This is a genomic window from Mycobacterium sp. PTI7 (genome assembly GCF_056679845.1).
In genome coordinates this window covers 4,375,562-4,400,438 of the sequence record NZ_CM155252.1, presented here as the reverse complement: position 1 = coordinate 4,400,438, position 24,877 = coordinate 4,375,562, and the positions used below count along the sequence as shown (strand labels likewise).

Here is a 24,877-nt window from a genome sequence, read left to right as displayed (position 1 = left end):
CATAGTTGAACTCGTGGAGAGGGGGTATCGATGCCCGCCAGCCGCCGCGTCACGCGCGCAGTCAACGAAGTGCTCGACCTCGCCCCGAGGCGTGGTGAGGTGTCGCTCGGTCGCCTGGTGGAGGCCGTCGCCGCCGACCGAAGCCGACCCATCGAACTCAAGATGGCCGACCTTCCCTCCGGCGTGTGCGGCCAGTGGCGCCAGTACGGGGACCGCGACGTGTTCCTGATCCAGCGGGGACTGCCCGCCGGCGACCGCACGCTGGCCCACGAGCTGGGCCACCTCGTCCTCGGACACGAGGGCATCTCGGTGGTCGAAGCCGCCAGGGACACAGTCGAACTCGCGAGCAGCGACCTGATCGGCTACATGCTCAACCAGCGGACCGGGTGCATGGGCCCCAGCGGCGAGGACCACGAGCAGGAAGCCGAGGACTTCGCGGCGCTGCTGATCTACCGTCTCGGCCGACTGCCGTCCGACCGCTCGTCGATCGTGCAGGTCCGGCTCGGAGAGGCGTTTGGTTGATCGTCTGGGTCATCGCCGGCCTCCTCGGCCTCGCGACCGGCCTACGAATCGGCTGGGCGCTCGTCAACAAGCAGTCACTCGTCAGTGCGGCCATGATCCTGGCCCTCGGCAGCCTCGGCTTCGTCGCCGCCCTCAACTGGCAACCGCTCACCCTGCTGATCGACACGATGCTGCGGTGGCCCAACGTCTCGACCGTGCTCAGCCAGGTGGCGCTGGTGGTGTGCGCGGCCGGCAGCTGCGTGATGATCACGTCGGCGTCCTCGGCCCGGAAGCCCGCGACCGTGCGGCGCATCGCGATCATCCAGTACTCGGTGGCGGGCGTCATCGCGATCCTCACCCTCGTCGCGTTCTTCACCACCCCGCAGCAGCCCGAGATGTCGCCCGAGGAGTACCTGCGGCGCAATCTCGGGTCCGGGGGAACGGCGCTGACGTGGTTGCTGCCGCTGCTGTACGTGTTGCTGGCGCTGACGCTCGTGGCGTGGGCCGGCGTCCGGCACTCCAACCGCACCCGCCGGGGCCGGGCTCTGTTCCTCTTCACGCTCGGCATCGCGCTCATCGTCCTGGCGAGCGCGTTCTTCCTGCTCCGCGCGGTCGGTAACACCCGGTTCATCGGGGTGGGATCGGCGGCGACGCTGCTCGGGTGCGCGATGCTGGTGGTCGCCAGCGGCTCGCTGCTACCGAGCATCGAGGACTGGTTCGGAGCCCGCCGCGAACTCCGGGTCATCCAGCCGCTGCTGGAGGAGTTGAGCCGTCGCCAGCCGAACATCGGCATCGGGATCCGGCCCCGCGGGCCGCTGCTGTTCCGCGTCGCCGAGCAGATGTCGCTGATCTCCGACGCCCTGTACCTGGAGGCGACGAGGGCGCTGGACGAGTCGGGGACCGCTCCCAGTGCCTACGGCGAGCCGGACGACACCGTCATCCCCGAAGCCCAGGCACGCAAGGTCGCCAAGTGGATCCATGCGGGTCGGGACGAGTCGGCAAACGTCGGCTTCCCGGGGCCGACGTGGCTGCGGCAACCATCGGCGTATTCGGATCGGGAGTGGATCCTCGCCATCGCCGAGCAGTATCGACGCATGGACGAGACACTCACCACAGCCGCTCGCTGAGCGACGTCGAAGTCAATTTTCGCGGAGCATCAGTCCGTGCCGCGCGTGCGGCACGGGCCGGGCTAATCGTCCAGGTGCTCTTGGCGGCGCAGCTCGTCGACCTTCTCGACCAGGTCCTGCTTGGCCTCGGGGGACAGGCCCACGGTACGTGCCGCAATACGGCGAATGCCCTCGTCACGCATGCTGGCGAGCCACGTCAGCTCCTTGTCGAGCTTCTCGTAGTACTCGTCGTCGGTGAAGTACGCCGGCTTGATCCGGAAGAAGTTGGCAAGGGCCGCCATGGTGGCCACGGAGGGGTTCGTCCGGTTGCCCGAGCGCAGCTGCGACAGGTACGGAGCGGACATCGTGATGCCCTCGGACTTGAGCGCGCCGATCACTTCAGCCGAGGTATGCGGGCCGCGTCCGGGCGGGTAGACCGTGTCGAACAGGCGGTTCAGCCGAGCCGCAAACGTCATGCTCATCGATTCATCCTCCACTTGGCATTACAGGCAGCGCTTCAGTCTTCGTATTTGCTGATCATCGTAGCGATTGATCCGACGAGAGCCAAGTGCAAACCACCCTAAAGTCAAGCCTACCCTCGCCCCGCCCCAGCTGTCACACCCTCTAGCTGGACTTCTGCGGAACGTCCGGCGCATAAGGGCGCGTCATGGCTAAGCAAATACTAACGCTTTCGTTGTTTTGCCCAGATCCCGGGGGGCCGCCGAACTGCCTCGACTCCGGCCCGGATGACGGCCCGCTACCGAGGAGCCGCGATCATGCTACTGAGTCCGTCATTTGCTCACAAACCGACGCGCACCCCTCGGGGGTCACCGGGTTGGCCGTCCTCGACGCAGTTGAGTCGGTTGCCCGCCGGGGAGTGAGGTCAAGATCACCTGGTGGGGTCGGCGTTGCCAGACCCCGGCACGGGCGATTCGGGCGACGATTCGCGTGGTTCTGCCAAAAGCGCCGCCGCGCGCCGCGCACGGACGAGGCCGACCACACTCACCGAGACGGCCGCCACGATCACCGTCGCCGTCGACGCGACGGCCACGGCGCGCCAGCCCAGCGCGTTCTCGAACAGCAGCCACAGTCCGAACACCAGGAACAGGACACTGGCCATCCGGTGCAGGAAGTTCTCCGGCAGGCGCCGGTGCAGCAGGCCGGCGGCCAGGATCGCCACGCCGTCGGCCAGGACCATGCCGATCGTCGCGCCGATCCACACGCCGGCCCAGCTGTAGTCACTGGCGAGCGCGACGGTGGCGAGCATCGTCTTGTCACCGAGCTCGGCCAGGACGAAGGACGAGATGACCGCGAAGATCACGTAACGGGGCTCGACCACCGGCGCCGCGTCGTCGTCCTCGTCGCCGCCGCTGCGGCTGTCCTTCCACGTCCACACCGCGAACAGGAGGAAGGCGATAGCCGCGGCGAATGCGATCGGCCGCTCGGGCAGCGTGAGTCCCAGGAAGTGGCCGATGAGGACCGACAGCCCGTGGACGAGGAATGCGGCTATGCCGACGCCCGACAGCACCACCCACCAGCGGTGCTTCAAGGCGTAGGTGAGGGTGATCAACTGCGACTTGTCGCCCAGTTCGGCGAGGAAGACCACGCCGAGGCTCACCAGGACTGCGCTGAACATGACGGACCTTTCGACACGCCGCCCACGGACTGCGCCCGTGTGACGTCCGGTCGAAGGTCTCGCCCACCGTTCGTGACTCGGAACGGTTCGCCGGCCGGGCTTGACGCCAGTATGTCGACACGGCGATTGGGGGCTACTCCCCTTCGCTGACGTCTAGACGGTAATGGCGTTTCCACGCGGGCGCCAGCCCACCGGCCGGATTCGGGCACCCGTACTTCGGCGTTTCACCGGGCTGATCGAGCAGTTCGAAAAGGCTTATGCCGCAAGCAGCATGGCGAGGATCGCGGTATCGGGATGGCTGATCGGGTCGACGCCGACGCGGCTAACCATCGACGTGACCGTCCCGTCGGACTCCGCCTCCACCCACGCGGCGCGGTGCTCGAGGCCCAGGTGCGGAAGCCCCGGCAGCAGAACGCATCCCGATGCCGCGCCCGCACACTCGGGCAGCGAGGGCATGGTCTCCGACGGCGGGTGCAGCATCATCAGCGCCGGCGGCATCCGCTCGGCGAAGTGGCCGGGTGACATCGCGGACTCGCCTACCACGGTGCCCTCGGCCAGCACCAGACCGACCGTGCCGGGTGCCGGCGCCTCCGGAAGTTCTTCGCGGACGCCGAAGATCGTGGTGGTCGCGAGCAGCCCCGGCAGCGATGCCACCCGGACGGCGACCATCAGCAGCTGCGCCCATTCCTTGGTCGAGTCCGGCCACCTGCCCGACACCACGAAACCCTTGAGTGATCCGCCCGCATGAAAGGGCGCGATCTCGACGGCTCTGCCGGAACCCGTATCCATTGCGTTCTCCGTTCTCGGCGCCAACGCGACTGGCCCGACACGGCGGTGGGTCGTTCCCGTCAGCATGCGGTAGCCATGCGTTGGCACGCAATAGGACACGACTGCCAATCGACGCGAAGAAGGGCCCCGTGCGCTTCGCACGGGGCCCTTCGACGACGTTCGCGGGACGGTCTAGCCGAAGATCAGGCCACTGCCCGTCGAGGTGGCCTTCGTGAAGCGCTCCTGCACGTCGGCCCAGTTGACGACGTTCCAGAACGCCTTGACGTAGTCGGCCTTGACGTTCTTGTACTGCAGGTAGAAGGCGTGCTCCCACATGTCGACCTGCAGCAGCGGGATGATGCCCAGCGGCACGTTGGCCTGCTGGTCGTAGAGCTGGAAGGTCAGCAGCCGGTTGCCCAGGGTGTCGTACCCCAGCACCGCCCAGCCGGAGCCCTGCAGCCCGTTGGCGGCCGCGGTGAACTGCGCCTGGAACTTGTCGAACGAGCCGAACTGCTCGTCGATCGCCGAGGCCAGCTCGCCGGTCGGCTTGTCGCCACCGTTGGGGGAGAGGTTCTTCCACCAGATGGAGTGGTTGACGTGCCCGCCGAGGTGGAACGCCAGGTTCTTCTCGTTGAGGAAGATCGCGGCGTGGTCACCGTTGGCGCGGGCCTCGTCGAGCTTGGACACCGCATCGTTCACGCCCTTGACGTAGGTGGCGTGGTGCTTGCTGTGGTGCAGCTCGTTGATCTGACCGGAGATGTGCGGCTCCAGCGCGCCGTAGTCGTAGTCCAAGTCCGGCAGTGTGTACTCAGCCACAGGTTTCCTTCCCTAGGTGTTCGGTGGAGCATCGGTGAGAACCGATGATCATCAAGATCGGGCTCAACACTGCTCCATGGGTGCGCACACTGCAAGGACGCGTGCGCATATCCCAGTCATACCCCGTCGGGGTGAAGTCGATACCAGCTGGGATGGAGTCAGAGCAGCACGATGAGGGCGAGGACGCCCAGCAGTGCGAGCGCGATCAAACCCGCGCGGAGGCACGCCATCAGCTGGCTGCGGGTGTAGACGTGTGACGAGGAGTTCCACTCCGACGGCGGCAACGCCGGGTTGGGACCCATGGAATGGGATGCCATCGCGAACTCCTGACCTGCACGAGCACTGTCGGATCCGGGTGAGATGTGTCACTCGGTCCTGCTGTGACGCCGATCATAGACGGTGTTCGGCGGGGTCGGAAATCGGCTCCGACCTCCCGTCGTCCTCCCGGCGCGGCGGCGCGGCCGGCGACGGCGCCCGAGAACCGATCACGGTGCGTCGAACCTGTCCGGAACCCGCGGTGGGGACCGCGCGAGGACACCGCCAATGTTCGCTCCGGGCGTAGAACCGCTGTTGATCGACGTCCCCGAACCGCCGGAATTCATCCACAGGAGGTCACGGAAGCATCACGGCTCGTGCGGTTCAGCGGGGTGATCCGCCGGATCGGGGCCTGTGGATGAACCTGTGGAAACTGTGGATAGCGTCGACATTGCTGGGGATGCGTGCGTGCGCGTCGGGGACGTCCGTGTCAGCATGGTCGCGGCGGACCGCACCGCGGAATCCGCAATCGCAGGCTCGATCGCCGTCGGATCGACGGCCGGATGGGACACGACCGATGGATGACGCGGACGTCACGCAGGCCGACATCGGCGACGTGCCGCAGACGTTCGGGGAGTCGGTCGTACTGCTCGACGTCCGCGAGGACGACGAGTGGCAGCGCGGTCACGCCGCCGGCGCCCAGCACATCCCGATGGGCGACGTCCCGGCCCGGATCGCGGAGATCGACCGGGACGCCACCCTGTTCGTGGTGTGCCACGTCGGCGGTCGGTCACAGCGCGTCGCGCAGTACCTCGCCCGCAACGGATACCGCCCGATCAACGTCAGCGGCGGCATGCTCGCCTGGGCCGGAGCGGGTCGTCCCGTCGTCACCGACGACGGCGGCGTCGGCACCGTCTGAGAGCCGTAGGCTGGTCGCGTGATCCAGGTCTGTTCACGGTGCGGGACGCGATGGAACGTTCGCGACCGTCAGCGAAGCTGGTGCCCCCGGTGCCAGGGCACGCTGCTCGCACCCGCTCCCGAGGCGACCGAACAGGGCTGGGGTCAGCGACCCACCACGACCGCCGCGGGCGGCGCGCCGCCCCGGTTGCCACCCGGGTACCGCTGGATCGCCGTGCGCCCCGGCGCCGCGCCCCCGCCTCGTCGCGGTCGGCGCCCGCTGGGACCCACCCCGCGGTACTCGGCGATCCCGCGGTGGGGTCTGTCCGAACAGTTCGACACCGCATCGGAGCAGGACTCCGAGCAGGCCGAGCGGGCGCGCGGCGGCCCCTCGCCGTCGTTCGTCCGCAGGGCGTTCGTCGCGACGTCGGTGATCGTCGGTCTCGCGGTGCTGGCACACGTGATCCGGTACGCGCTGCTGCTGATCAACCGGTCCATCCTGCTGAACCCGATCCTCGCGGGTGCCGTCACGTGGTTCGGCGTCGCGCTGAGCGTGCTGGCGCTGTTCGCGGTGATCGGCACCGGGGTGGTGCTCACCAACTGGCTCGTCGCCCGGCGTGCGGCGGCCTACGCGGTGGGCGGCACCGAGGATCCGCGGTCGGCCTGGGAGATCCGCGCCGGCAGCCTGATCCCCATCGCGAACCTGCTGTGGGCCCCCGTCTTCGTCACCGAACTGGCCCGCGTCGAGCACCGCACGCGCGCGCTGCGTCGCGACGTCGTGGCGTGGTGGTGCACGTGGGCGCTGAGCTACGTCCTGATGATCTGGGCGTTCGCCACCAGCTTCACCCGTGATCCGCAGGCCATCGCCGACAACACGGTGACGACGATCATCGCCTACGTGGCCGGCCTGGCCGCCCTCGTCCTGGCCTTCCGGGTGTTCCAGGACTTCGAGCGGAGTCCCGTCGATCGCCCGGCGCGACGCTGGGTGATGGTGCCCGACTGGTCGGTCGACGGGTCGGCGGCCGACGACGACCGCGATCCCTCGGAACCCGCCGATCGACCGGATTCACCCGTTCGGGTTGAGACCGGGCAGCGCGAACCGGCAGCATAGGGCTCATGACATCGGGGGACGGCGCGCTCGGCGGGCACCCCTTCGTGGTCGCGCACCGCGGTGCGTCCGCCGACCGTCCCGAGCACACCGTCGCCGCCTACGACCTGGCGCTGCGCGAGGGTGCCGACGGCGTCGAGTGCGACGTCCGTCTGACCCGTGACGGACACCTGGTGTGCGTGCACGACCGCAAGGTGGACCGCACGTCGAACGGCACGGGTCTGGTCAGCGACATGACGCTGGCGCAGCTCAGCGAGTTCGACTACGGCGGTTGGCATCCCGGGGGCGGGACGGGTGACACCGGCCTGCTGACGCTCGACGCGCTGGTGTCGATGGTGCTGGACTGGAACCGGCCGGTGAAGTTGTTCGTGGAGACCAAGCACCCCGTCCGGTACGGCGCGCTGGTGGAGAGCAAGGTGCTGGCGCTGCTGCACCGCTACGGCATCGCGTCGCCGGCATCGGCCGATCTGTCCCGCGCGGTGGTGATGTCGTTCTCCGCCGCAGCGGTGTGGCGGATCCGCAGGGCCGCGCCGATGCTGCCGACGGTTCTGCTGGGCGACACGTCGCGCTACCTGGGCGGCAGTGCGGCCACCACGGTGGGCGCCACCGCGGTCGGTCCGTCGATCGCCACCCTGCGCGAGCATCCCGAACTCGTCGACCGCGCCGCCGCGGGCGGGCGCGCCCTGTACTGCTGGACCGTCGACCACTACGAGGACGTGCGGTACTGCCGTGACCTCGAGGTGGCGTGGGTGGCCACCAACCACCCCGGCCGCACCAAGGAGTGGCTCAAGAGCGGGCTGACCGGGGCGGGCCCGACGGCCGACGCCTAGAGCGTGCCGCCGGCGGCCTTCGGGGCGGTCGGGTCGGCCTCGCCGCCGGTGATCTCGCGGGCGACGAAGTCCTCGAGGTGGAACAGATCGGCGCCGGCGCGCTCGCTGATCCGCACCAGCGTGGTCATCAGCGCAACCTCCTCGACCTGCTCCTTGAGGAACCACTGCATGAACTGCTCGCCGAGGTAGTCGCCCTCGTCCCGGGCGGCGGCGGCGAGCGCGGTGATCTGCTCGGTGACCGTGCGTTCCTGGCCGAGCGCGAGACGCAGGGCCTCGGTCGCCGAGCCGAAGCCGTTGCGCACGGGATCGGTGCCCGGGACGTCGACGCGGACGTCACGGTCGATCAGGTACTGGACGAGCATCATCGCGTGGTTGCGCTCGTCGAGCGCCTGCGCGTAGAAGTGCTTGGCCAGCTGCGGCAGGTCCTCCCCGTCGAAGTGCACGGCGATGGCGGTGTACTGCTGCGACGCGGTGAACTCGTTGCGGATCTGATCCTGCAGGAGGTGGTGGAACTTGGAGTCGAGTGTCAGTGCGTCAGTCATGCCGATCAAGATAATGCAGGTCAAAGCCAATCGTCATCAAAGGTATGCCTAATCAAGGCGAGGTTTGCCTAACCGGGCGACATAGCTCGGGCGGCCTTCCTTAGTTTGCTGGAATGGCCGTCGCTCAGCCCGGCTCCGAGGTGTTCAGCACGTCCTGAGGGACGGCGGAGTCCGACGCCAGCGCGTCGAACAGTCGCCGGGCGGCGTCGTCGTCCCACACCACCACCGACCCGCTGTCGCCGCTCGTGAAGTCCGCGATCGGCACGGTGGTGGTCGTCAGGTCGCCGTGCAGGGCCCACCCGAGCCGCGCCAGGTCCCAGACGTGCGCACCCTCGTCGACGGTCAGCACCCCCGACGCCGCACGGGCCATCGGGTACCAGCGCAGGGGATTGGCCAGCACGCCCGGGCTCGTCGCGCGCTGCATCAGCGTCGACATGAACAGGCGCTGGTTGACCATGCGGTCCAGGTCGGCGCGCGGCGTCGCGCGGGTGCGGACGTAGCCGAGCGCGTTGCGGCCGTCGAGTTCCTGGCAGCCCGCGGGCAGGTCGATGCCGGCCAGCGGGTCGCTGATCGGCTCCGGCGGGCACATCGTCACGCCGCCGACGGCGTCGACGAGTTCGGCGAAGCCGTCGAACCCGATCTCGCCGTAGTGGTCGAGCCGGATGCCGGTCGCCTGCTCGACGGTCTGCGCGAGCAGGGCGGCGCCGCCGAGCGAGAACGCGGCGTTGATCTTGTCCTGGCCGTAACCGGGGATCTCGACGTAGCTGTCGCGGGGGATCGACACCATGGTCGTCGGCGCGCTCGACGCCAGGCCGGGCACGTGCACCAGCAGGATCGTGTCGGTCCGGCCGTTGCCGACGTCGCCACCGGTGGCCAGTGTCGCCTGCTGCTCCTCGCTGAGACCCAGGCGGCTGTCGGAGCCGACGAGCAACCAGGTGGTGCCGCGTCCCGAGGCGGGTCTGTCCTCGTAGGCGGCGAGCGCGGGAATGCGCCGCAGGCTGGTGTCCACCCAGTAGCCGGTGCCGATCACCGCGGCCACGAACACCAGCAGGACGAGCAGCACGACGCGTCCCCAGCGCCGCCTGCGCTTGGGCTTGGCCGGCCGGGGCGCGGCCGCGGGCGCCGGGGAGGCGGGCCGGGATCGGGCCGCCGGCGGTTGCGGCGGGCGCCGCGGGGGCTGGGGTGCCGGCCTGGGTGGCGCGGGGCGGGATGGCGCGGGGCGGGGTGGCGCCGCCTGGCGGGGCGGAGGTGGGGGCGGTGCCGGGCGGGGTGCAGGCGGTTGACGGGGTGGCGGCGCCGGGCGAGGCGGCGGGGGTGCCTGGCGGGGCGGGGGCGGTCGCCACGGTGGTGGCGGCGGCGGGCGGTGGCCGGGGGCGCGACGAATGACCTGCGGGTCCTCGCGCGGCGGCGGCCTACGCGGGTCGGGCGGTCTGGTCACACGACGAATGTACGTGCGGTCCCGCGTGGATCAGCGCAGCCAGCCGAGGTGTCCCGCGGCGAGCGCGTACCCGACGAACGCCACCGCGTCGATGAGCCCGTGCGCGACGACCAGCGGCCACAACCGCCCGGTGCGCTGCCAGACGTAGCCGAACACCAGGCCCATGACGATGTTGCCGAGGCCCGCGCCGAAGCCCTGGTACAGGTGGTAGAGCCCGCGCAGGACGCTCGACGCGACCAGGACGGCGACGGGGGAGTAGTGCAGCTGGCGCAGTCGCGTCATGAGGAAGCCGACGACGATGATCTCCTCGGCCCAGCCGTTCGCGAACGCCATCGCGAGCAGGACCGGGACGCGCCACCAGGTGTCGTTCAGTTCGGCGGGCTCGACCGAGACGCCGATGCCGATCAGGCGGCCGACGACGTACAGCCCGAGGCCCGGGATGCCGATCAGTGCGGCCAGGCCGAGGCCGCCGAGCAGGTCCGGCCGCAGGCGGAAGCGGCCGAGGCCGATGTCCGCGGGCGCGAACCCGCTGCGCCACAACAGGTACAGCCCGAGTGCGCCCCACGCGAGGAGCTGGAACACCGACGCCAGGTTGAGGCCGAGGTCGATCAGGTCGATCGGGGACCGGCGGGGGTTGAGCGCGACTGTCTGGCCGGACAGGCCGAGGATCACCGCCTCGGTCAGGCGCAGCAGTGCGGTGTAGGCCGACAGTCCGAACGTGACGGCCAGGACGACGAGGATCTCGATGCGGATGGTGCGCCGCGGTGGGGCGATGAAGTCGTCGATGCGGTCGGTCACCCCGGCCACGGTAGTGCGGCAGGAGTCAGATGCGGCGCGAGCGCAGGCCGTTGAGGAACGGGCAGCCCATCAGGACGCGGATCGCCTGGTTCAGGCCGGTGACGTCGTCGACGGGCTTCGCGAACGGCAGGCGGACGTCGTGATCGCCGTCGACGTCCTCGACCCGGAGCTGGACGCCGTAGCGGTCGAGGCCCAGCGGGCGCACGCGGCCGCGGCGCAGCTGCGTGGGCAGCCGGTCGGCGAGCCGGTCCACGACGTCGCGGTGGGCCGACTCGAGGTGCTGCAGCCAGCACGATTCGAGCGCGCAGAACGGGTCGGGTTCGGCAGCGAGCAGCGTGCTCAGCCCGACGGATTCGGCGCCGGTGGAATCCGCCACGACCACCGAGTCGATCTCCATGCGGACCAGTGCGTACGGGGTGTCTCCGGTGGCGGCGTCCGCGGTGCCCGTGTTGACCTGCAGCAGTGCGGGATTCGGGTCGTCGGTGGCGATCAGGTCGAGCAGGCCGGACACGTCGCGGGTGGGCACGTGCCGCAGCCGGCCACTCATCCACACCAGCGACCGCACGGGCTCGCGCAGCGGCAGCGGGGCGTAGTCGGTCATCTCGAGCACGGCCTGCATGCCCGCGGCGCCGGAGGCGACGATCATGCCCGCGAGCAGACCGTCGGCGGGCACCGTGACGGCGAACGACCCGTCCTCGAGCAGATGGTGGACGGGCGTCGGGGTGGGTTCGACGCCCTCGACGGCCACCATGGCTCCGCCGCCGCGGGCACAAGCGCTGCGGATCCGCTCGGCAGTCGTCGGGGCCGTCACGGTCGCGTTCGAGGTGGTCATCGAGTGCCTTCCGGAGTTGGTGAGGTGAACCTAACTTAGGCTAGCCTCACCGAATTGTGCAAGGCATTCAGCGGGTGTCCGCCGCCGGTTTCCCCGGGCCCGTCCCCGCGAGCCGATAGGGTTGCACCGTGTCTCGCGTCGCCTACCTCGGTCCGCGCGGAACGTTCTCCCAGGCGGCGCTGATCCAGATGTCCGACCGCGGCCTGCTGCCCGCGTCGTCCGACGAGATCGACACCGCCAGCACGCCCGCAGCCCTCGACGCCGTCCGCCGCGGAGCCGCCGACCACGCCTGCGTGCCCATCGAGAACTCGATCGAGGGCTCGGTGTCCCCGACGCTCGACAGCCTCGCGTTCGACAGCCCGCTGCAGATATTCGGGGAACTGGTCCTCGACGTCGCGTTCAGCATCGTGGTCCGGCCGGGGACGACGGCCGAGGACGTCGCCACCATCGCCGCGTTCCCCGTCGCCGCCGCGCAGGTCCAACGATGGGTGTCGGCTCACCTGCCGACCGCCACGATCGTGCCCGCGATCTCCAACGCCGCCGCCGCCGTCGACGTCGCCGAGGGCCGCGCCGACGCCGGTGTCAGCACCGCGCTCGCCGCCGACCTCTATGGCCTGGCGACCCTCGCCGGCGACGTCGTCGACGAGGCCAACGCCAGGACCCGTTTCGTCCTCGCGGGACCGCCCGGCCCGCCGCCGCCGCGCACCGGCGCCGACCGGACGTCGGTGGTGCTGCGGCTGGAGAACGTGCCCGGGGCGCTCGTCTCGGCCATGACGGAGTTCGCGATCCGCGGCATCGACCTCACCCGCATCGAGTCCCGGCCCACCCGCACGGAGTTGGGCACCTACGTCTTCTTCCTCGACTGCGTCGGTCACATCGATGACGATTCGGTGGCCGAGGCACTCAAGGCGCTGCACACGCGTTGTACCGACGTGCGCTATCTGGGTTCGTGGCCGACGGAGAGACCTGTGGGTGCCCTGCCGCCCGTCACCGACGAGGCGGCGGGCTGGTTGCGCCGGCTGCGCGAGGGGTCCCGATGAGCGGCCGGTTGGTACTCGTTCGGCACGGCCAGTCGCTGGCCAACGTGGACCGTCGCCTCGACACCCTGCCGCCCGGGGCGGCGCTGACCGAGCTGGGCCTCGACCAGGCGCGCGCCTTCGCACGGAACTGGGAGCACCCGGTCGGCCTGGTCGCGCACTCAGTGGCCCTGCGCGCCGTGCAGACCGCCGGCCAGATCGGCGAGCACCTCGGCCTGCCGACCGCCGAACTCGAGGGCATCCACGAGGTCCAGGCCGGCGACCTGGAGAACCGCAACGACCAGCCGTCGATCGACCTCTTCCACGAGGTCTACGACAGCTGGCTGCAGGGCGATCTGGAGCGACGGGTGCCCGGCGGCGAGACCGGCCAGGAGGTGCTGGACCGCTATCTGCCCACCGTCAAGCAGCTGCGGATCCGCCACCTCGACGACGACCGGTGGCAGGGCGACGTCGTGGTGGTCAGCCACGGCGCGGCGATCCGACTGGTGGGGTCGGCGCTGGCCGGTGTGGACGGCGGCTTCGCGATCGAACACCACCTCGCCAACACCGAGTGCGTGGTGCTGAGCCCGATCACCGACGGCCGGTGGAGCTGTGTGCAGTGGGGTTCGCTGCTGCCGCCGTTCTACCCCGAGGCCGATCCCGAGCCGCCGCAAGACGCCGACCCGATGGGCTGAGCGGTCAGATCGCGCGGCGTTCGACGACGACGACGTCGCAGGCGCATCCGACCGCCGCGCAGTCGATGGTGAAGGCGTGGACGAACTCCGGTGTCTCGCAGTCCGGTTCGGTGCACTCCGGGCGCGCCGTCGGATGCAGGATCACCGTGCCGTGGCAGTGCGCCAGGTCGTTCTCACACAGTCGGCAGTGCGTGGTCATCCCTCGATGATGGCACCAGGGTCCGACGAAGGGTAGTCGGCGCGCGCGACCGCGCTGCTCCGATGGCAGACGGTCAGCCCCAGCCGAGTTCGTGCAGCCGCTCGTCGTCGATGCCGAAGTGGTGGGCGATCTCGTGGATCACGGTGATCGCGACCTCGTCGACGACGTCCTGCTCGCTGTCACAGACGTCGAGCAGTGCACCCCGGTAGATCGTGATGGCGTCCGGCAGCGACCCGCCGTAGGACGAGTCCCGCTCGGTGAGTGCGACGCCCTCGTAGATGCCCAGCACGTCGGGATCGTCGGGATGCCAGTCCTCGACCAGCACCACCACGTTGTCGAGGGCCGCCATCAGCTTCGGGGGGACCAGGTCCAACGCGTCGGACACCAATTCCTCGAACCGTTGCGGGCTCATCCGCACGGTCATGTCGGTCAGGCCGGCGGCAGCACGGGTCCGGGCGGTGCACCCGCGGGGGGTACGACCGGGGCACCGGCGTCGGCCGGCGGCGCACCGGGCGGGGGCGCGCCGTCCTGCGGCGGGGCCTCACCGGGCGGCGGTCCCGGAGGCGGCGGCGGGCCGTTGAGGAACGTGTTGCCCTGCGGCGGCGGGGGAGCGCCGGACGTGCCTGCCGCCGTGCTGGTGGGCGCCGCGCTGGTGGGCGCGGTCTGCTGCTGCGGCTGCTGGTTCGGCAGGTGCTGGCTGTCGTCCTGCTGCGACTGGCTCGACGACGACGACGAACTCTGGCTCTGGTCGCTCAGGTCGATCTCGGACGTCATCTGGTTCGACGTGTCCGGCATCGGGATCGGCGGCAGGTTCAGCCGCTCCTCGGGGATGTCCGGCGGCGGCACCGGCGGCCTGCCGTTGATGACCAGCGGGCCCTTCGCGCTGTTGAGCAGCGTCGACCAGCCGCCGTTGCCCAGCGTGGCGCCGATGCTGCACGACACCTGGTGGCTGCCCGCCGACCAGCTCGGCAGCGAGATGGTGCCGTAGATCAGGGTCAGGGTGGTACTGCGCAGCTGCACCGGGGCCAGGTAGGCGTCGGTCATCCGCGTGCACGAGTCCTTGATGAACGCGTCCTGGTCGGGGTCCGACGGCAGCGGCCCCTGGAACTTCTCGGCGAGGTTCACCGACCCGGTGACCTCCATGGCGTGGGGCGCGGCGCAGTCGACCGGGATGTCGGTGGGCTGGTTGGTCGCGGGGTCGATGCCGAGGCACGTCCCGGCCGCCCACACCTGCGACTGGTCGAGGTTGGCGACCTTGCCCTTGAACGACAGCTGCTGGTTGTTCGGTCCGGGCAGTTGCAGGCCGCACAGCATGCGGCGCTCGCCGGCCTGCTTCCACGCCCGGTCACCCGACCAGAGCAGGCTGACCGTGAACTTGCCGTTGGGGTCGAACCGCGGCCCGAGGTACTGGCGGGCGGCGGCGCTGCACTGCTCCTGGCTGATCTGCTGGATGCGTGCCTGCGACGGCGGGGCCGCGTCGGGGCCGTACTCGCTGCCCGGGAACGTGCTCATGTCGATCGCCTCGGCGACCTCGAAGCGGTGGTCGGCCGCGCAGTCGACGACGGTGGCCGCGTCCGGGGTGCGTTCCGGCCAGTCGAGGCAGTCGCCGGTCTTGGCGTCGTCGAACGTGTCGCTGGTGCGCGCGCCGAGCGTGGTGCCGGTGGTCAGGCCGATCGGGCCCTCGCCGTTGCCGAACGGCAGCGCGGTGACGAGGCCCGCGATGAGCAGGCCGCCGAGTGCGGTGAGCAGCAGGCTGCGGCGGGTGGAGTTGGACTGCAGACTGCGCCACCATGCGCGCCGGTCCGACGGCTGTGGGCCGTCGTCGGCGGGGTAGTCCTCAATGGGCGGCGCTTCCGACATCGGATCCATTGTGACAGGCGCGTCGAGCGGTGTGACAAGAGTGGCGATTGTAAAGTTATGGGGTTGTGTCGTGACGCCCCTCCTGCTGCGCGGCGCGAGTGTGACGGTGGCGACGCGGATCAGGCGTCCGGCGTCACGAGGTTCACACTCGCGGACGCCGCGCCGACCCCGCGATCCGCGGATCTCGCTCGCGCGCGGACCGGCCACGAACGTAGGGTGACGCCCGTGATCGACCTCAAGTTCCTGCGCGACGATCCGGACCGGGTGCGGGCATCGCAGCGGGCGCGCGGCGAGGATCCCGGGCTCGTCGACGCGCTGCTCGACGTCGACGCCGCCCGCCGCGCCGCCATCTCGACGGCCGACAACCTGCGGGCCGAGCAGAAGGCCGCCAGCAAGAAGGTGGGCGCCGCGTCCCCCGAGGACCGGCCCGCCCTGCTGGCCACCGCGAAGGACCTCGCCGAACGCGTCAAGGCCGCCGAGGCGGAGCAGGCCGCCGCCGAGCAGGCCTTCACCGCCGCCCACATGGGGATCGGCAACGTGATCCTCGACGGCGTACCCGCCGGCGGCGAGGACGACTTCGTGGTGCTCGAGACGGTCGGCGACCCTCCGACCATCGAGAACCCGAAGGACCACCTCGAGCTGGGCGAGTCGCTGGGCCTGATCGACATGGAGCGCGGCGCCAAGGTGTCGGGCTCGCGCTTCTACTTCCTCACCGGCGTCGGCGCGCTGCTGCAGCTCGGGATCATGCAACTGGCGGTGCGCCTGGCCACCGAGAACGGCCATTCGCTGATGATCCCGCCGGTGCTGGTGCGGCCCGAGGTGATGGCGGGCACCGGCTTCCTCGGCGCGCACGCCGACGAGGTCTACCGGCTCGAGGGCGAGGACATGTACCTCGTCGGGACCTCCGAGGTGCCGCTGGCGGGCTACCACTCCGACGAGATCCTGGACCTGAGCGACGGCCCGCTGCGCTACGCCGGGTGGTCGTCGTGCTTCCGTCGCGAGGCGGGCAGCTACGGCAAGGACACCCGCGGCATCATCCGCGTGCACCAGTTCGACAAGGTCGAGGGCTTCGTCTACTGCAAGCCCGAGGACGCCGTCGCCGAGCACCAGCGACTGCTCGGCCTGGAGCGCCAGATGCTCGCGCAGATTGAGGTGCCCTACCGCGTGATCGACATCGCCGCAGGCGATCTCGGCTCGTCGGCGGCGCGCAAGTTCGACTGCGAGGCCTGGGTGCCGACGCAGGGCACCTATCGCGAACTCACGTCGACGTCGAACTGCACGACGTTCCAGGCGCGACGCCTGTCGACGCGGTACCGCGACGAGAACGGCAAGCCGCAGATCGCGGCGACGCTGAACGGGACGCTCGCCACCACCCGGTGGTTGGTGGCGATCCTCGAGAATCACCAGCAGCCGGACGGCAGCGTGCGCGTGCCGGAGGCGTTGGTGCCCTACGTCGGAAGGTCGGTGCTGACGCCAGCATGACGGAACTCAACGTGATCGAACTCGACGACGCCGAACTCCGGACGTGGTTCGGCTTCGGCGTGGCCGGCAACTTCGCCGGCCACCTCGAGCAGGCCGGTGAGGCCGCGGACTTCGTCAACGTCTCCAGCGAGGGCGCCGCACCGAAGGGCATCTTCCCCTGGTACGCGCCGGGCGCCGACGGCTTCCTAGGCGAGTACCCGCTGTCGCACGACCGGATCCTGTTGCCGCGCAGCGATACTCCGCTCAACCTGCAGATCGAGCCCGAGGTCGGTCTGGCCTGCCGCGTGGTGTGGGACGGCGACACGGTGTCGCGGCTCGAGCCGTTCGCGCTCGGGGCGTTCAACGACTGCTCGATCCGGCGGCCCAACGCGCTGAAGATCAGTCACAAGAAGAACTGGGGGCCGGCGTCCAAGGGCGTCGCCGCGCGCTTCTTCGAGGTGTCCGACCTGACGCCGGACGGCCCGACGTCGACGCTGCGGGTGGTGGCCCACCTGCACACCGCCGACGGCCAGGAGCACGAGTACGGCGTCGACAGCCCGCTGCTCGGCTACTCGTACTACGGCGAGGTGCTGCTCGACTGGATCGTCGAGCGGTTGGCCAACCAGAAGGGTTCTCCCGAGACGCCTCTCGAGGACGTCGGCGCGCTGATGGTCGCGAGCGGCCACCCCGAGCACCTGCTGATCGGCATCGGCGCCACCCGCTACACCGAACTCGGCGAGACCACGTTCCTGCAGGCGGGTGACGAGGCGATCGTGCGCGTGTACGACACCGACGGCGCCGCCCACTCCGAACTCCGCCAGACCGTCTCCGCGGAGTAACCGGCCCCCTCTGGAGCATTAGTTCCCTCCTTCGGCGAGCGTGCGTGTCTGCGGGCGACACGCCGGTGGTTAGCGCGAGAAAGCGCACGCTCGCGCAGCCCACGGCCGACGCCGAAGCCCACTGACGGCCACACCCGCGCGCGTACGATTGGCCCACTGCCGATGCCTCCGGTGCCCTCGGCGAAACGGAGGTCCACCGTGTCCAGCGTGACCGTCAGCCAGCTGTGGCGCTTTCCGGTGAAGTCCATGGGCGGCAACCAGGTCGACCACCTGCGCATCGACCGCCGCGGCGTACACGCCGACCGACTCTGGGCGGTCCGCGACGTGGAGAAGGGCATCACCGCGTCCGCCCGCCGCCTGCCGGTCCTGCTGGGATGCAGCGCCCGATACGCAGAGGAACCCGGCCTGGACGCCGGCCCCGGCAACGTCCCCGGCGTGATCATCACGATGCCCGACGGTCGCGAACTCACCGACGACGATCCGGGCGTCCACGACGCGCTGTCGGACCTGGTGGGTCGCGAGATGCGGCTGACGGCGCTACCGCCCCACGACGACACCAGCCAGCACCGGATGTCGGTCAACGACTCGCTGAACACCTTCTCGGACGCGATGGTCCGGCAGGACTTCGGCCTCGACGAGACCGAGGCACTCCCCGACACGTCTGTGTTCACCACCCGGCAGATCATCACGCTGGCCCGCTACTCCACGCCGCCCGGGACGTTCGTCGACCTGAGCCCGGTGCACCTGATGAGTACCGCCAGCCTGCGGGATCTGGCCGCAGATGGCGAGCCGTACTCTGTGCGCCGGTTCCGGCCCAACGTCCTCGTCGACGTCGCCGAACCCGACCGCGAGTTCCCCGAATCCGCCTGGGTGAACGGCGATTTGGTCATAGGCGGCGCGACGTTGCGGGTGACGAACCCGACCATTCGCTGCGTCGTGCCCACCCGTCCGCAGCCCGACCTCGAGTTGAACAGGGCGCTCACCAAGCAGCTCGCGCAGAGGACCAACCGGTTCCTCGGCATCTACGCCGACGTGCGCACGCCCGGCACGGTTCGGATGGGCGACGAGGTGCGGGTGCACCTCGCGTCGCCGCCGAACGCGGTCCGGAGAGCAGCGACCGCCGCCAACAAGGCCGCGACCAAGGGCGCGCAGAAGCTGCTCGAGGCGACCGTTCTGCGCGGCCGGACCTAGCCAGCGAACGTGCGTGAAGTCGCCTCAGCGACCGGCGTGTCGCCCGCAAACACGCACGCTCGTCGAAGAAATCGACCCCAACGCGGCGGCCTCAGTCGAGTAGCTGGTCGAGCACCGCGGTGAACTCGCGCGCCCGCAGCGGCGTGAACGCCGGGCTGGGCCGCGTACCGGGGACGTCGAGCGTCACCAGCGTCGACTTCATCGGCCGCCACACGTCCAGCGGCAGCCAGCGCCGCAGGTCCGAGCTTCCCCAGATGCGAAAGCGGTTGAGCACCAAGCCGAGTGGCTCGGCGCGGTAGCCACGGACCGTCCGAAGCGGGATCACCTTCGACGTGCCGGACGGAAAGTGGTAGCGCCGCAACGTGATCGCCTGCCGGTCGAGTTGGATCAACCCGTCGTCGTAGGTCGGTGCCGGCCCGCTCACGCCTTCGAACTCCGCAGCTCGTGTCCCTTGCTGGTGAGGCAGCGCCCGTTGGTCAGGTTCCACTGCCAGCCGTGCAGGTTGCACGTGAGCGTGCTGCCCTCGACGACGCCGAACTTCGACAAATCCGCCTTCAGGTGCGGGCAGCGCCGCTGAATCTCCCAGCCGTCCAACGTGATCGACGCGGAGTCGTCACGCGACTCGGCGAACCAGCCGTCCGCGTAGGCGATCCGCTCGTCGGTGAGGCACTTGAAGAACGTGTACAGGTACTCGTTGTAGCCGCCCACCCGCCACGCCGTGAAGCGCGTCGACAGGAAGATGGTGTTGACCCAGTCCGGCTCGTCGTCGCGGAGCACCGTGCGCACCAGCTCCGGCGGGATGCCGAACCCGTAGCGGAACTTCTCGTCCAGAATCGGTTCGCGCACCGCCCGTTTCGGAAAGTCCAGCACCACGGTCTCGGCACCCATCCGCAGCTCCACCGGATAGCCGATGCCGTCGCAGATCTGGTCGGTCTGCAGCATGATCGGCTCGAACTTGGCGCGCAGCGGCTCGAGTAACGGCTCGCCCTCGGCGGGTGCCCAGGAGGCCTTGACGGCCGCGAGCGTCGGGGCCATCCGCTGGGCGTAGGCCTCGATGTAGTCGGCCTTGCCGGTGGTGAAGATCGCCTCGGCCTCGTCGTCGGGCACGGGGTGGGTCAGCGAGTTCAGCGTGCTGCCGGTGAAGTCGCCGGTGGTGCCCGGGATCATCAGCAGTCCGCGGTCGTGGCCGTGCATGCGCAGCTGCTCGAGGAAGACGACCTGGTCGGGGAAGATGTTCGCCGGGTCGCCGTGGTCGTCGTTGAGGTCGCGCAGCTCGTCGTCGAGGAAGCACGGCGGGCCGGCCGACGGCACCACCCACGTCGCGTCCACCTGCGCGATGTACTGGCGCGACCGGTCCATCTGGCGTTGGCGCTTCTGCGTGCCGAACGCCTGCTTGGCGCGGTCGGGCATGTCGTAGACCATCGGGTACCAGATGGCCCCGGAGTACTGCAGCATGTGCACGTCGACGTGGCCGAACTCGGCGGCCACCATGTCCAGGTCGACGGGCCGGGCGTCGTTCATGTTGAAGGCGACGGTCTCGCCGTCCGACACCACGAGACCGGAGTCGCCGATGGGTCCGTCGGCGGGCGCCCGCAGCGCGATGATCATGACGTCGAGGTCGCCCTTGGGGCCGCTGACGCGGTGCTTCACCGAGTCGGTGGTCTCGACGAAGTCGTGGAACCCCAGCGCCTCCAACTCGCGACGCAGATCCGGCACCGGGTAGTCCGGCAGCAGCACGACGGCGTCCTTGCGGACGTGTGCGGCGAGGTGGGCCGGGTCGAAGTGGTCCTTGTGCAGGTGGCTGACGTACAGGTAGTCGACGTCGCCGAGGGCGTCCCAGTCGAGTTGGCTGTTGTCCGGGAACGGGAACCAGGACGCGAAGTACGCCGGGTTCACCCACGGATCGCAGAGGATGCTCCCAGCCGCGGTGTCGATCCGGAAACCGGCGTGCCCGACGCTTGTGACCTGCACTGATCGCCTTCCATGCGGGGATGTGACTGACGCCGAGTCTAGCCGCCCGACGGCCGGCCCCCCGCATCGAAGGCGTCCCACGCACCGCGGTAGTAGGCGATCTTGTCGGCGTCGGCACGCGCGTCGTACGCGGCGAGCAACACCTCCTCCAGCCCGGTGCCGGCGAAGTTCCACCTCAGCGACATCGTCGCGATCGCGAGGTCGGCCCACCGGTCGGCGACCCCGAGGTCACCGAGGTCGACGTGTCCGGCGACGTCGCCGTCGTCGGTCAGCATCGTGTTCGGCACGCAGGCGTCGCCGTGGCAGACCACCGGGTGGTCGGTGGGAGGTGCGTCCGCGGGCACCCACGCCGGTCGGCCGAACGGGCAGTCCGCGACCGGCAGCGCGTCGTGCAGTCGTCGCAGGCCGCGGCCGATGGCACGGGCGGCGACGCGGGGTCGATCGGCCCACCGCGGGTCCACCGCGGAGTGGCCGGCCAGTCGGGCGGTGTGCAGCCACCCCGGTCCGGACGCCAGGACCTCGGGCACCGCCACGTATCCGGCGGCCCAGCGCAGTCGCGGCACCTCGTCAGCAAGGGCCGGTGAGGCGGCGTCCACCTTGACGTACTCGGCGCCGCCGTCGATCGCGAACGTGGTGCCCCCGAGTTCGTTGATCCACACCGCCCGGACGGTCCGGCCGTCGGCGATCCGCGTCACGACGTCGGGCACCGGCACGGGTGCCGTGGGGAAGCTCACGCTCCGGAGCATTCCAGCAAGAGGTCACGCACTAGGCTGGCCACCGTGGAACCCGTATACGGCACCGCCATCAAGGCTGCTCGCCTGGTGTGGAAGCTGCAGGGCCTGAAGTTCACGGTCACCGGCGTGGAGAACCTGCCGGTGCAGGGTGGCGCGGTGATCGCGATCAACCACACCAGCTACTTCGACTTCACCTTCGCGGGGCTTCCGGCCTTCAAGCAGGGCCGCGGCCGCAAGGTGCGGTTCATGGCGAAGCAGGAGGTGTTCGACAGCAAGGTCTCCGGTCCGATCATGCGGGCCCTGCGGCACATCCCGGTGGACCGCGAGAGCGGCGCCGCGTCCTTCGCGGAGGCGTGCAAACGCCTCGAGGAGGGCGAGCTGGTCGGCGTCTACCCCGAGGCGACCATCAGCCGCAGCTTCGAGATCAAGGAGTTCAAGTCGGGTGCGGCGCGCATGGCGATCGCAGCCGGCGTCCCGATCGTCCCGCACGTCGTGTGGGGGGCGCAGCGGGTGTGGACCAAGGGGCATCCGCGCAACATGCGGCGGCCCAAGGTGCCCATCACGATCGCCGTCGGCGAGCCCATCCAGCCGACGCTGCCCGCCGCGGAACTGACCGCGCTGCTGCACTCCCGCATGCAGCATCTGCTGGAGCAGGTGCAGACGTCCTACGGCCCGCACCCCGCGGGCGAGTTCTGGGTGCCGCACCGTCTGGGTGGCAGCGCGCCGACGCTCGCCGAGGCCAACCAGCTCGACGCCGACGAGGCCGCCGAGAAGGCTGCGCGTCGTGCGCAGCGTCCGGAGACGGAGAACGGCTGATGCTGCCCGCCCTGATCGCCACCGACGTCGACGGCACGCTGCTCGACGACGACGAGACCGTGTCGCCGCGGACCCGCAGCGCGGTGCACGCGGCCATCGACGCGGGAACGCAGTTCGTGCTCGCCACCGGCAGGCCGCCGCGCTGGATCTCGCCGGTGGTCGACTCGCTGGGTGTCGCGCCGATGGCGGTGTGTGCCAACGGCGCCGTGCTGTACGACGCGTCGACCGACCAGATCATCTGGGCGCGAACGTTGTCGTCGGACCAGCTGACCGAACTCGCCGAGGTGGCGACCCGGCTGATCCCCGGGGCGGGCCTCGCGGTGGAGCGGGTGGGCCGCAGCGCACACGACGCCGCGACCCCGCAGTTCGTCAGCTCACCGGGGTACGAGCACGCGTGGCTCAACCCCGACAACACCGAGGTCTCGCTGGCCGACGTCCTCGGCGCGCCCGCGGTGAAGCTGCTGATCCGCAAGTCGGGTGCGCGCAGTGCCGACATGCTGGCCGCGTTGGCCCCGCACGTGGGGCTGATCGGCGACCTCACGTACTCCACCAACAACGGGCTCATCGAGGTCGTGCCGCTGGGCATCAGCAAGGCCACCGGGGTCGACGAGGTCGCGCGTCCGCTGGGCATCGTGGCCGGGGACGTGGTCGCGTTCGGGGACATGCCCAACGACGTGCCGATGCTGCGGTGGGCGGGGCTGGGCGTGGCCATGGGCAACGCGCATCCCGAGGCGATGGCGGCGGCCGACGAGGTGACCGCGACGAACGTCGACGACGGGCTCGCCCGTGTCCTCGAGCGCTGGTGGCTCTAGCCCGGACGGCCGGCGGCGCCGGTCACGCCAGCCCGATCGGCGTGAACCGCTCCAACTGCACGGGGGCTCCGGGGTTCGCCGGCTTGGGCAGTTCGATGGGGACGCCGTCGATCACGCGGGTGACGGTGCCCTTCTCGCGGTCGAAGTTGAGCGTGCCGTGCTGGAAGTTCTGCACGATCCACTGCGGCTCCTGGATCTCGCCGCTGGTGGGCAGGCCGAGTGCGCCGCGCTCGAAGCCGAGCGACGCCCACGCGTCGTAGATCGCGCCGGTCACGGGTTCGGCGCCGCTGGTGGGGGACCAGTACATCGCGCCGCGCTGGAAGTTGACGTAGCGGGCCTCGTCGCCGCCGGAGGCCTCGGGTGACAGCGGTGAGCCCAGCGCGCTCGCGTCACCGCCGAGCTGCGCCCACTTGAGGAAGATCGCGCCGCCCCGCAGCGAATCGGCGAGCGTCTCGGGTCCCGGCGGCACGCTGAAGTGCGCGGCGGTGTCGCGCAGCAGGTCCATCTGCGCGTACGCCGCGTTGCCCGGGCACTCGGTGTTGCCGACGTCGCGGTGGGTGAAGATCGTCGGCAGCGTCGGCGCCACCCCGCGCGGGAAGTGGGTGAAGCTGCCGCCCTCGGAGGCGAGGACGACCGTGCCCTTGGGGTCGACGTGGTCGAGGCCGAGCCGCCAGCCGAGCAGCCGTCCGGTGGTGCGCAACTGGATGGGCGTCGGGGGCACGGTCTCGAAGTTGCCCATCATCGCGACGCCCCAGGTGTTCTGGTTGAAGCCACCGGTGTGGGCGCCCTCGACGGGACGGGTCATGCCGCCGGCCCGGCCCTCGAAGACCTGGCCGAACTTGTCGACCAGTGCGTTGTAGGCCATGTCGCACCAACCCAGGGTGCGCGTGTGGTACTCGTAGATCGACCGGACGATGCCCGCGGAGTCCTGCGGTGCGTAGTCGTTGCTGCCGGCGGTGTGGTGCACCACACCGGCGCGAACCCCGTTGTCGTACACGGTGTTCCCGCACTTGAGGCCCTCGTCGGCACCCCACTTGGCGCGGTCGATGATCGCGGGGGCCTGGCCGGGCACGGTGGCCGCGGCGGGCGGTTCCCACTGGACGTCGACCGGCGCCTGGGGCGGGCTGATCAGGACGGCGTTGAACTCGGGCACGGTCGGCTGTTCGACGTTGACGGGGCGGTACCCGAGTCCCGGTCCCGCGGGTCCGCGTGGCGCGGTCCCGGTCGGGTCGGCGCCGACGGGGCGGGTGACCGCGATCTGCACGTGGGTGGTGGCGCCGACGAACACCGGGTCGGTGCCCTGCGTCGGCGACGGGCCCTCACCGACGCCGTCGAGTGTCTCGGCGTCGTACCAGGGTCCCCACGAGCCGTCGGTCTGCTGTGCGCGCACCCGTGCCGACGTCCCGGTCAGGTCGGTGGCGGTCAGCGCCACCATCGAGAACGGGGTGTCCTGGCGCACGTCGCGGATGGTCTCGCCGCCGCCGATGCCGTCGAGCGGCTTCTCGACGAGCAGGAGGGGGTCGACGCGTGGTGACTCGGCCTGGCCGGGCAAACCATCGACGGCCCAGGGCAGCATGATGACCGTGGCTGCGACCGCGGAGAACAGCAGCGTTGGAACGGACCGGTGACTCGGCACGGCCCGATGTTACGTATGGGACAACTGTTACCAGTGTTTCGACACACTAAACGTGGCCGGCAATCTTTCCGGGGCCGCACGCAACGGCACCGCAGAGCATCGATGGCTTCTGCGGTGCCG

28 protein-coding genes are annotated in these 24,877 nt (G+C 70.2%); 12 read left to right on the top strand and 16 right to left on the bottom strand.

Features of this window, described 5'->3' with window-relative positions; translation table 11 throughout:
• Positions 1-30: 30 nt before the first annotated feature.
• On the top strand, positions 31-522 hold the full coding sequence (locus tag AC1MEY_RS21165; RefSeq protein WP_480227353.1) for an ImmA/IrrE family metallo-endopeptidase: 492 nt from the start codon (positions 31-33) through the stop codon (positions 520-522).
• On the top strand, positions 519-1,628 hold the full coding sequence (locus AC1MEY_RS21160; RefSeq protein WP_480227352.1) for a hypothetical protein: 1,110 nt from the start codon (positions 519-521) through the stop codon (positions 1,626-1,628). Before AC1MEY_RS21165 ends, AC1MEY_RS21160 begins: the two co-directional genes overlap by 4 nt.
• 62 nt (positions 1,629-1,690) lie before the next feature.
• Here the strand turns inward: AC1MEY_RS21160 and AC1MEY_RS21155 are convergent, their stop codons facing one another.
• The 5 genes from AC1MEY_RS21155 to AC1MEY_RS21135 form a co-directional block, all read right to left on the bottom strand.
• Entirely contained in the window at positions 1,691-2,089 is a 399-nt protein-coding gene (locus AC1MEY_RS21155) for a transcriptional regulator (RefSeq protein WP_480227351.1), read from the bottom strand.
• Positions 2,090-2,496: 407 nt separating this feature from the next.
• Positions 2,497-3,243, bottom strand: coding sequence for a TMEM165/GDT1 family protein (locus tag AC1MEY_RS21150; protein ID WP_480227350.1), 747 nt, complete (start codon positions 3,241-3,243; stop codon positions 2,497-2,499).
• A gap of 255 nt (positions 3,244-3,498) precedes the next feature.
• A complete protein-coding gene (locus AC1MEY_RS21145) occupies positions 3,499-4,032 on the bottom strand; it encodes a peptidase (protein WP_480227349.1) in 534 nt (177 codons plus the stop codon).
• Positions 4,033-4,203: 171 nt separating this feature from the next.
• On the bottom strand, positions 4,204-4,827 hold the full coding sequence (locus AC1MEY_RS21140; RefSeq protein WP_480227348.1) for a superoxide dismutase: 624 nt from the start codon (positions 4,825-4,827) through the stop codon (positions 4,204-4,206).
• A gap of 158 nt (positions 4,828-4,985) precedes the next feature.
• Entirely contained in the window at positions 4,986-5,144 is a 159-nt protein-coding gene (locus tag AC1MEY_RS21135) for a hypothetical protein (RefSeq protein WP_480227347.1), read from the bottom strand.
• A 515-nt stretch (positions 5,145-5,659) separates the two neighbouring features.
• Between AC1MEY_RS21135 and AC1MEY_RS21130 the strand changes: the two genes are divergently transcribed.
• The 3 genes from AC1MEY_RS21130 to AC1MEY_RS21120 are packed head-to-tail and all read left to right on the top strand — an operon-like array spanning position 5,660 to position 7,917.
• Positions 5,660-6,001 carry a rhodanese-like domain-containing protein gene (locus AC1MEY_RS21130; protein ID WP_480227346.1) on the top strand — a complete coding sequence of 114 codons (342 nt, stop codon included), beginning with the start codon at positions 5,660-5,662 and terminating at the stop codon, positions 5,999-6,001.
• A gap of 18 nt (positions 6,002-6,019) precedes the next feature.
• Positions 6,020-7,090, top strand: a complete 1,071-nt coding sequence (locus tag AC1MEY_RS21125) for a DUF4328 domain-containing protein (RefSeq protein WP_480227345.1) — start codon at positions 6,020-6,022, stop codon at positions 7,088-7,090.
• 5 nt (positions 7,091-7,095) lie between these two features.
• A complete protein-coding gene (locus AC1MEY_RS21120) occupies positions 7,096-7,917 on the top strand; it encodes a glycerophosphodiester phosphodiesterase (RefSeq protein WP_480227344.1) in 822 nt (273 codons plus the stop codon).
• Here AC1MEY_RS21120 and AC1MEY_RS21115 read toward each other — a convergent pair.
• The 4 genes from AC1MEY_RS21115 to AC1MEY_RS21100 all read right to left on the bottom strand — a co-directional run bounded on the left by AC1MEY_RS21115 (position 7,914) and on the right by AC1MEY_RS21100 (position 11,527).
• Positions 7,914-8,459 (bottom strand): ferritin, encoded by a 546-nt coding sequence (locus AC1MEY_RS21115; RefSeq protein WP_480227343.1) that lies wholly within the window; start codon positions 8,457-8,459, stop codon positions 7,914-7,916. The genes AC1MEY_RS21120 and AC1MEY_RS21115 overlap by 4 nt on opposite strands.
• 124 nt (positions 8,460-8,583) lie before the next feature.
• Positions 8,584-9,906: an LCP family protein gene (locus AC1MEY_RS21110; RefSeq protein WP_480231602.1), complete on the bottom strand. Its 1,323-nt coding sequence runs from the start codon at positions 9,904-9,906 to the stop codon at positions 8,584-8,586.
• A 21-nt stretch (positions 9,907-9,927) separates the two neighbouring features.
• Positions 9,928-10,695 (bottom strand): CPBP family intramembrane glutamic endopeptidase, encoded by a 768-nt coding sequence (locus AC1MEY_RS21105; RefSeq protein WP_480227342.1) that lies wholly within the window; start codon positions 10,693-10,695, stop codon positions 9,928-9,930.
• A gap of 25 nt (positions 10,696-10,720) precedes the next feature.
• Positions 10,721-11,527, bottom strand: a complete 807-nt coding sequence (locus AC1MEY_RS21100) for a DUF2470 domain-containing protein (protein ID WP_480227341.1) — start codon at positions 11,525-11,527, stop codon at positions 10,721-10,723.
• A gap of 128 nt (positions 11,528-11,655) precedes the next feature.
• Between AC1MEY_RS21100 and pheA the strand changes: the two genes are divergently transcribed.
• Both pheA and AC1MEY_RS21090 read left to right on the top strand, forming a co-directional pair.
• Complete coding sequence (pheA, locus tag AC1MEY_RS21095) at positions 11,656-12,567, top strand: prephenate dehydratase (protein WP_480227340.1); 912 nt, start codon at positions 11,656-11,658, stop codon at positions 12,565-12,567.
• Complete coding sequence (locus tag AC1MEY_RS21090) at positions 12,564-13,238, top strand: histidine phosphatase family protein (RefSeq protein WP_480227339.1); 675 nt, start codon at positions 12,564-12,566, stop codon at positions 13,236-13,238. Before pheA ends, AC1MEY_RS21090 begins: the two co-directional genes overlap by 4 nt.
• 4 nt (positions 13,239-13,242) lie before the next feature.
• Here the strand turns inward: AC1MEY_RS21090 and AC1MEY_RS21085 are convergent, their stop codons facing one another.
• The 3 genes from AC1MEY_RS21085 to AC1MEY_RS21075 form a co-directional block, all read right to left on the bottom strand.
• Positions 13,243-13,437: a hypothetical protein gene (locus tag AC1MEY_RS21085; protein WP_480227338.1), complete on the bottom strand. Its 195-nt coding sequence runs from the start codon at positions 13,435-13,437 to the stop codon at positions 13,243-13,245.
• Positions 13,438-13,510: 73 nt separating this feature from the next.
• Complete coding sequence (locus AC1MEY_RS21080; RefSeq protein ID WP_480227337.1) at positions 13,511-13,861, bottom strand: metallopeptidase family protein; 351 nt, start codon at positions 13,859-13,861, stop codon at positions 13,511-13,513.
• 5 nt (positions 13,862-13,866) lie between these two features.
• Positions 13,867-15,306, bottom strand: coding sequence for a septum formation family protein (locus AC1MEY_RS21075; RefSeq protein WP_480227336.1), 1,440 nt, complete (start codon positions 15,304-15,306; stop codon positions 13,867-13,869).
• 216 nt (positions 15,307-15,522) lie between these two features.
• Between AC1MEY_RS21075 and serS the strand changes: the two genes are divergently transcribed.
• From serS to AC1MEY_RS21060, 3 genes are all read left to right on the top strand, one after another.
• Positions 15,523-16,779, top strand: coding sequence for a serine--tRNA ligase (serS, locus tag AC1MEY_RS21070; protein WP_480227335.1), 1,257 nt, complete (start codon positions 15,523-15,525; stop codon positions 16,777-16,779).
• Entirely contained in the window at positions 16,776-17,597 is an 822-nt protein-coding gene (locus AC1MEY_RS21065; protein ID WP_480227334.1) for a DUF5718 family protein, read from the top strand. Before serS ends, AC1MEY_RS21065 begins: the two co-directional genes overlap by 4 nt.
• Positions 17,598-17,795: 198 nt before the next feature.
• Positions 17,796-18,788 (top strand): MOSC domain-containing protein, encoded by a 993-nt coding sequence (locus AC1MEY_RS21060; RefSeq protein ID WP_480227333.1) that lies wholly within the window; start codon positions 17,796-17,798, stop codon positions 18,786-18,788.
• A 91-nt stretch (positions 18,789-18,879) separates the two neighbouring features.
• On the opposite strand, the gene AC1MEY_RS21055 is transcribed toward AC1MEY_RS21060, so the two are convergent.
• Genes AC1MEY_RS21055 through AC1MEY_RS21045 form a run of 3 tightly spaced genes read right to left on the bottom strand, consistent with a single transcriptional unit; the run spans position 18,880 to position 21,493 of the window.
• Positions 18,880-19,212 (bottom strand): hypothetical protein, encoded by a 333-nt coding sequence (locus tag AC1MEY_RS21055; protein ID WP_480227332.1) that lies wholly within the window; start codon positions 19,210-19,212, stop codon positions 18,880-18,882.
• Positions 19,209-20,759 carry a Rieske 2Fe-2S domain-containing protein gene (locus AC1MEY_RS21050; protein ID WP_480227331.1) on the bottom strand — a complete coding sequence of 517 codons (1,551 nt, stop codon included), beginning with the start codon at positions 20,757-20,759 and terminating at the stop codon, positions 19,209-19,211. Before AC1MEY_RS21050 ends, AC1MEY_RS21055 begins: the two co-directional genes overlap by 4 nt.
• Positions 20,760-20,797: 38 nt before the next feature.
• Positions 20,798-21,493 carry a phosphotransferase gene (locus AC1MEY_RS21045; protein WP_480227330.1) on the bottom strand — a complete coding sequence of 232 codons (696 nt, stop codon included), beginning with the start codon at positions 21,491-21,493 and terminating at the stop codon, positions 20,798-20,800.
• Positions 21,494-21,538: 45 nt separating this feature from the next.
• Between AC1MEY_RS21045 and AC1MEY_RS21040 the strand changes: the two genes are divergently transcribed.
• On the top strand, positions 21,539-22,309 hold the full coding sequence (locus tag AC1MEY_RS21040; RefSeq protein ID WP_480227329.1) for a lysophospholipid acyltransferase family protein: 771 nt from the start codon (positions 21,539-21,541) through the stop codon (positions 22,307-22,309).
• Positions 22,309-23,121 carry an HAD family hydrolase gene (locus tag AC1MEY_RS21035; RefSeq protein WP_480227328.1) on the top strand — a complete coding sequence of 271 codons (813 nt, stop codon included), beginning with the start codon at positions 22,309-22,311 and terminating at the stop codon, positions 23,119-23,121. Before AC1MEY_RS21040 ends, AC1MEY_RS21035 begins: the two co-directional genes overlap by 1 nt.
• A gap of 22 nt (positions 23,122-23,143) precedes the next feature.
• On the opposite strand, the gene AC1MEY_RS21030 is transcribed toward AC1MEY_RS21035, so the two are convergent.
• Positions 23,144-24,697 (bottom strand): N-acetylmuramoyl-L-alanine amidase, encoded by a 1,554-nt coding sequence (locus AC1MEY_RS21030; RefSeq protein WP_480231601.1) that lies wholly within the window; start codon positions 24,695-24,697, stop codon positions 23,144-23,146.
• Positions 24,698-24,877: the final 180 nt, after the last annotated feature.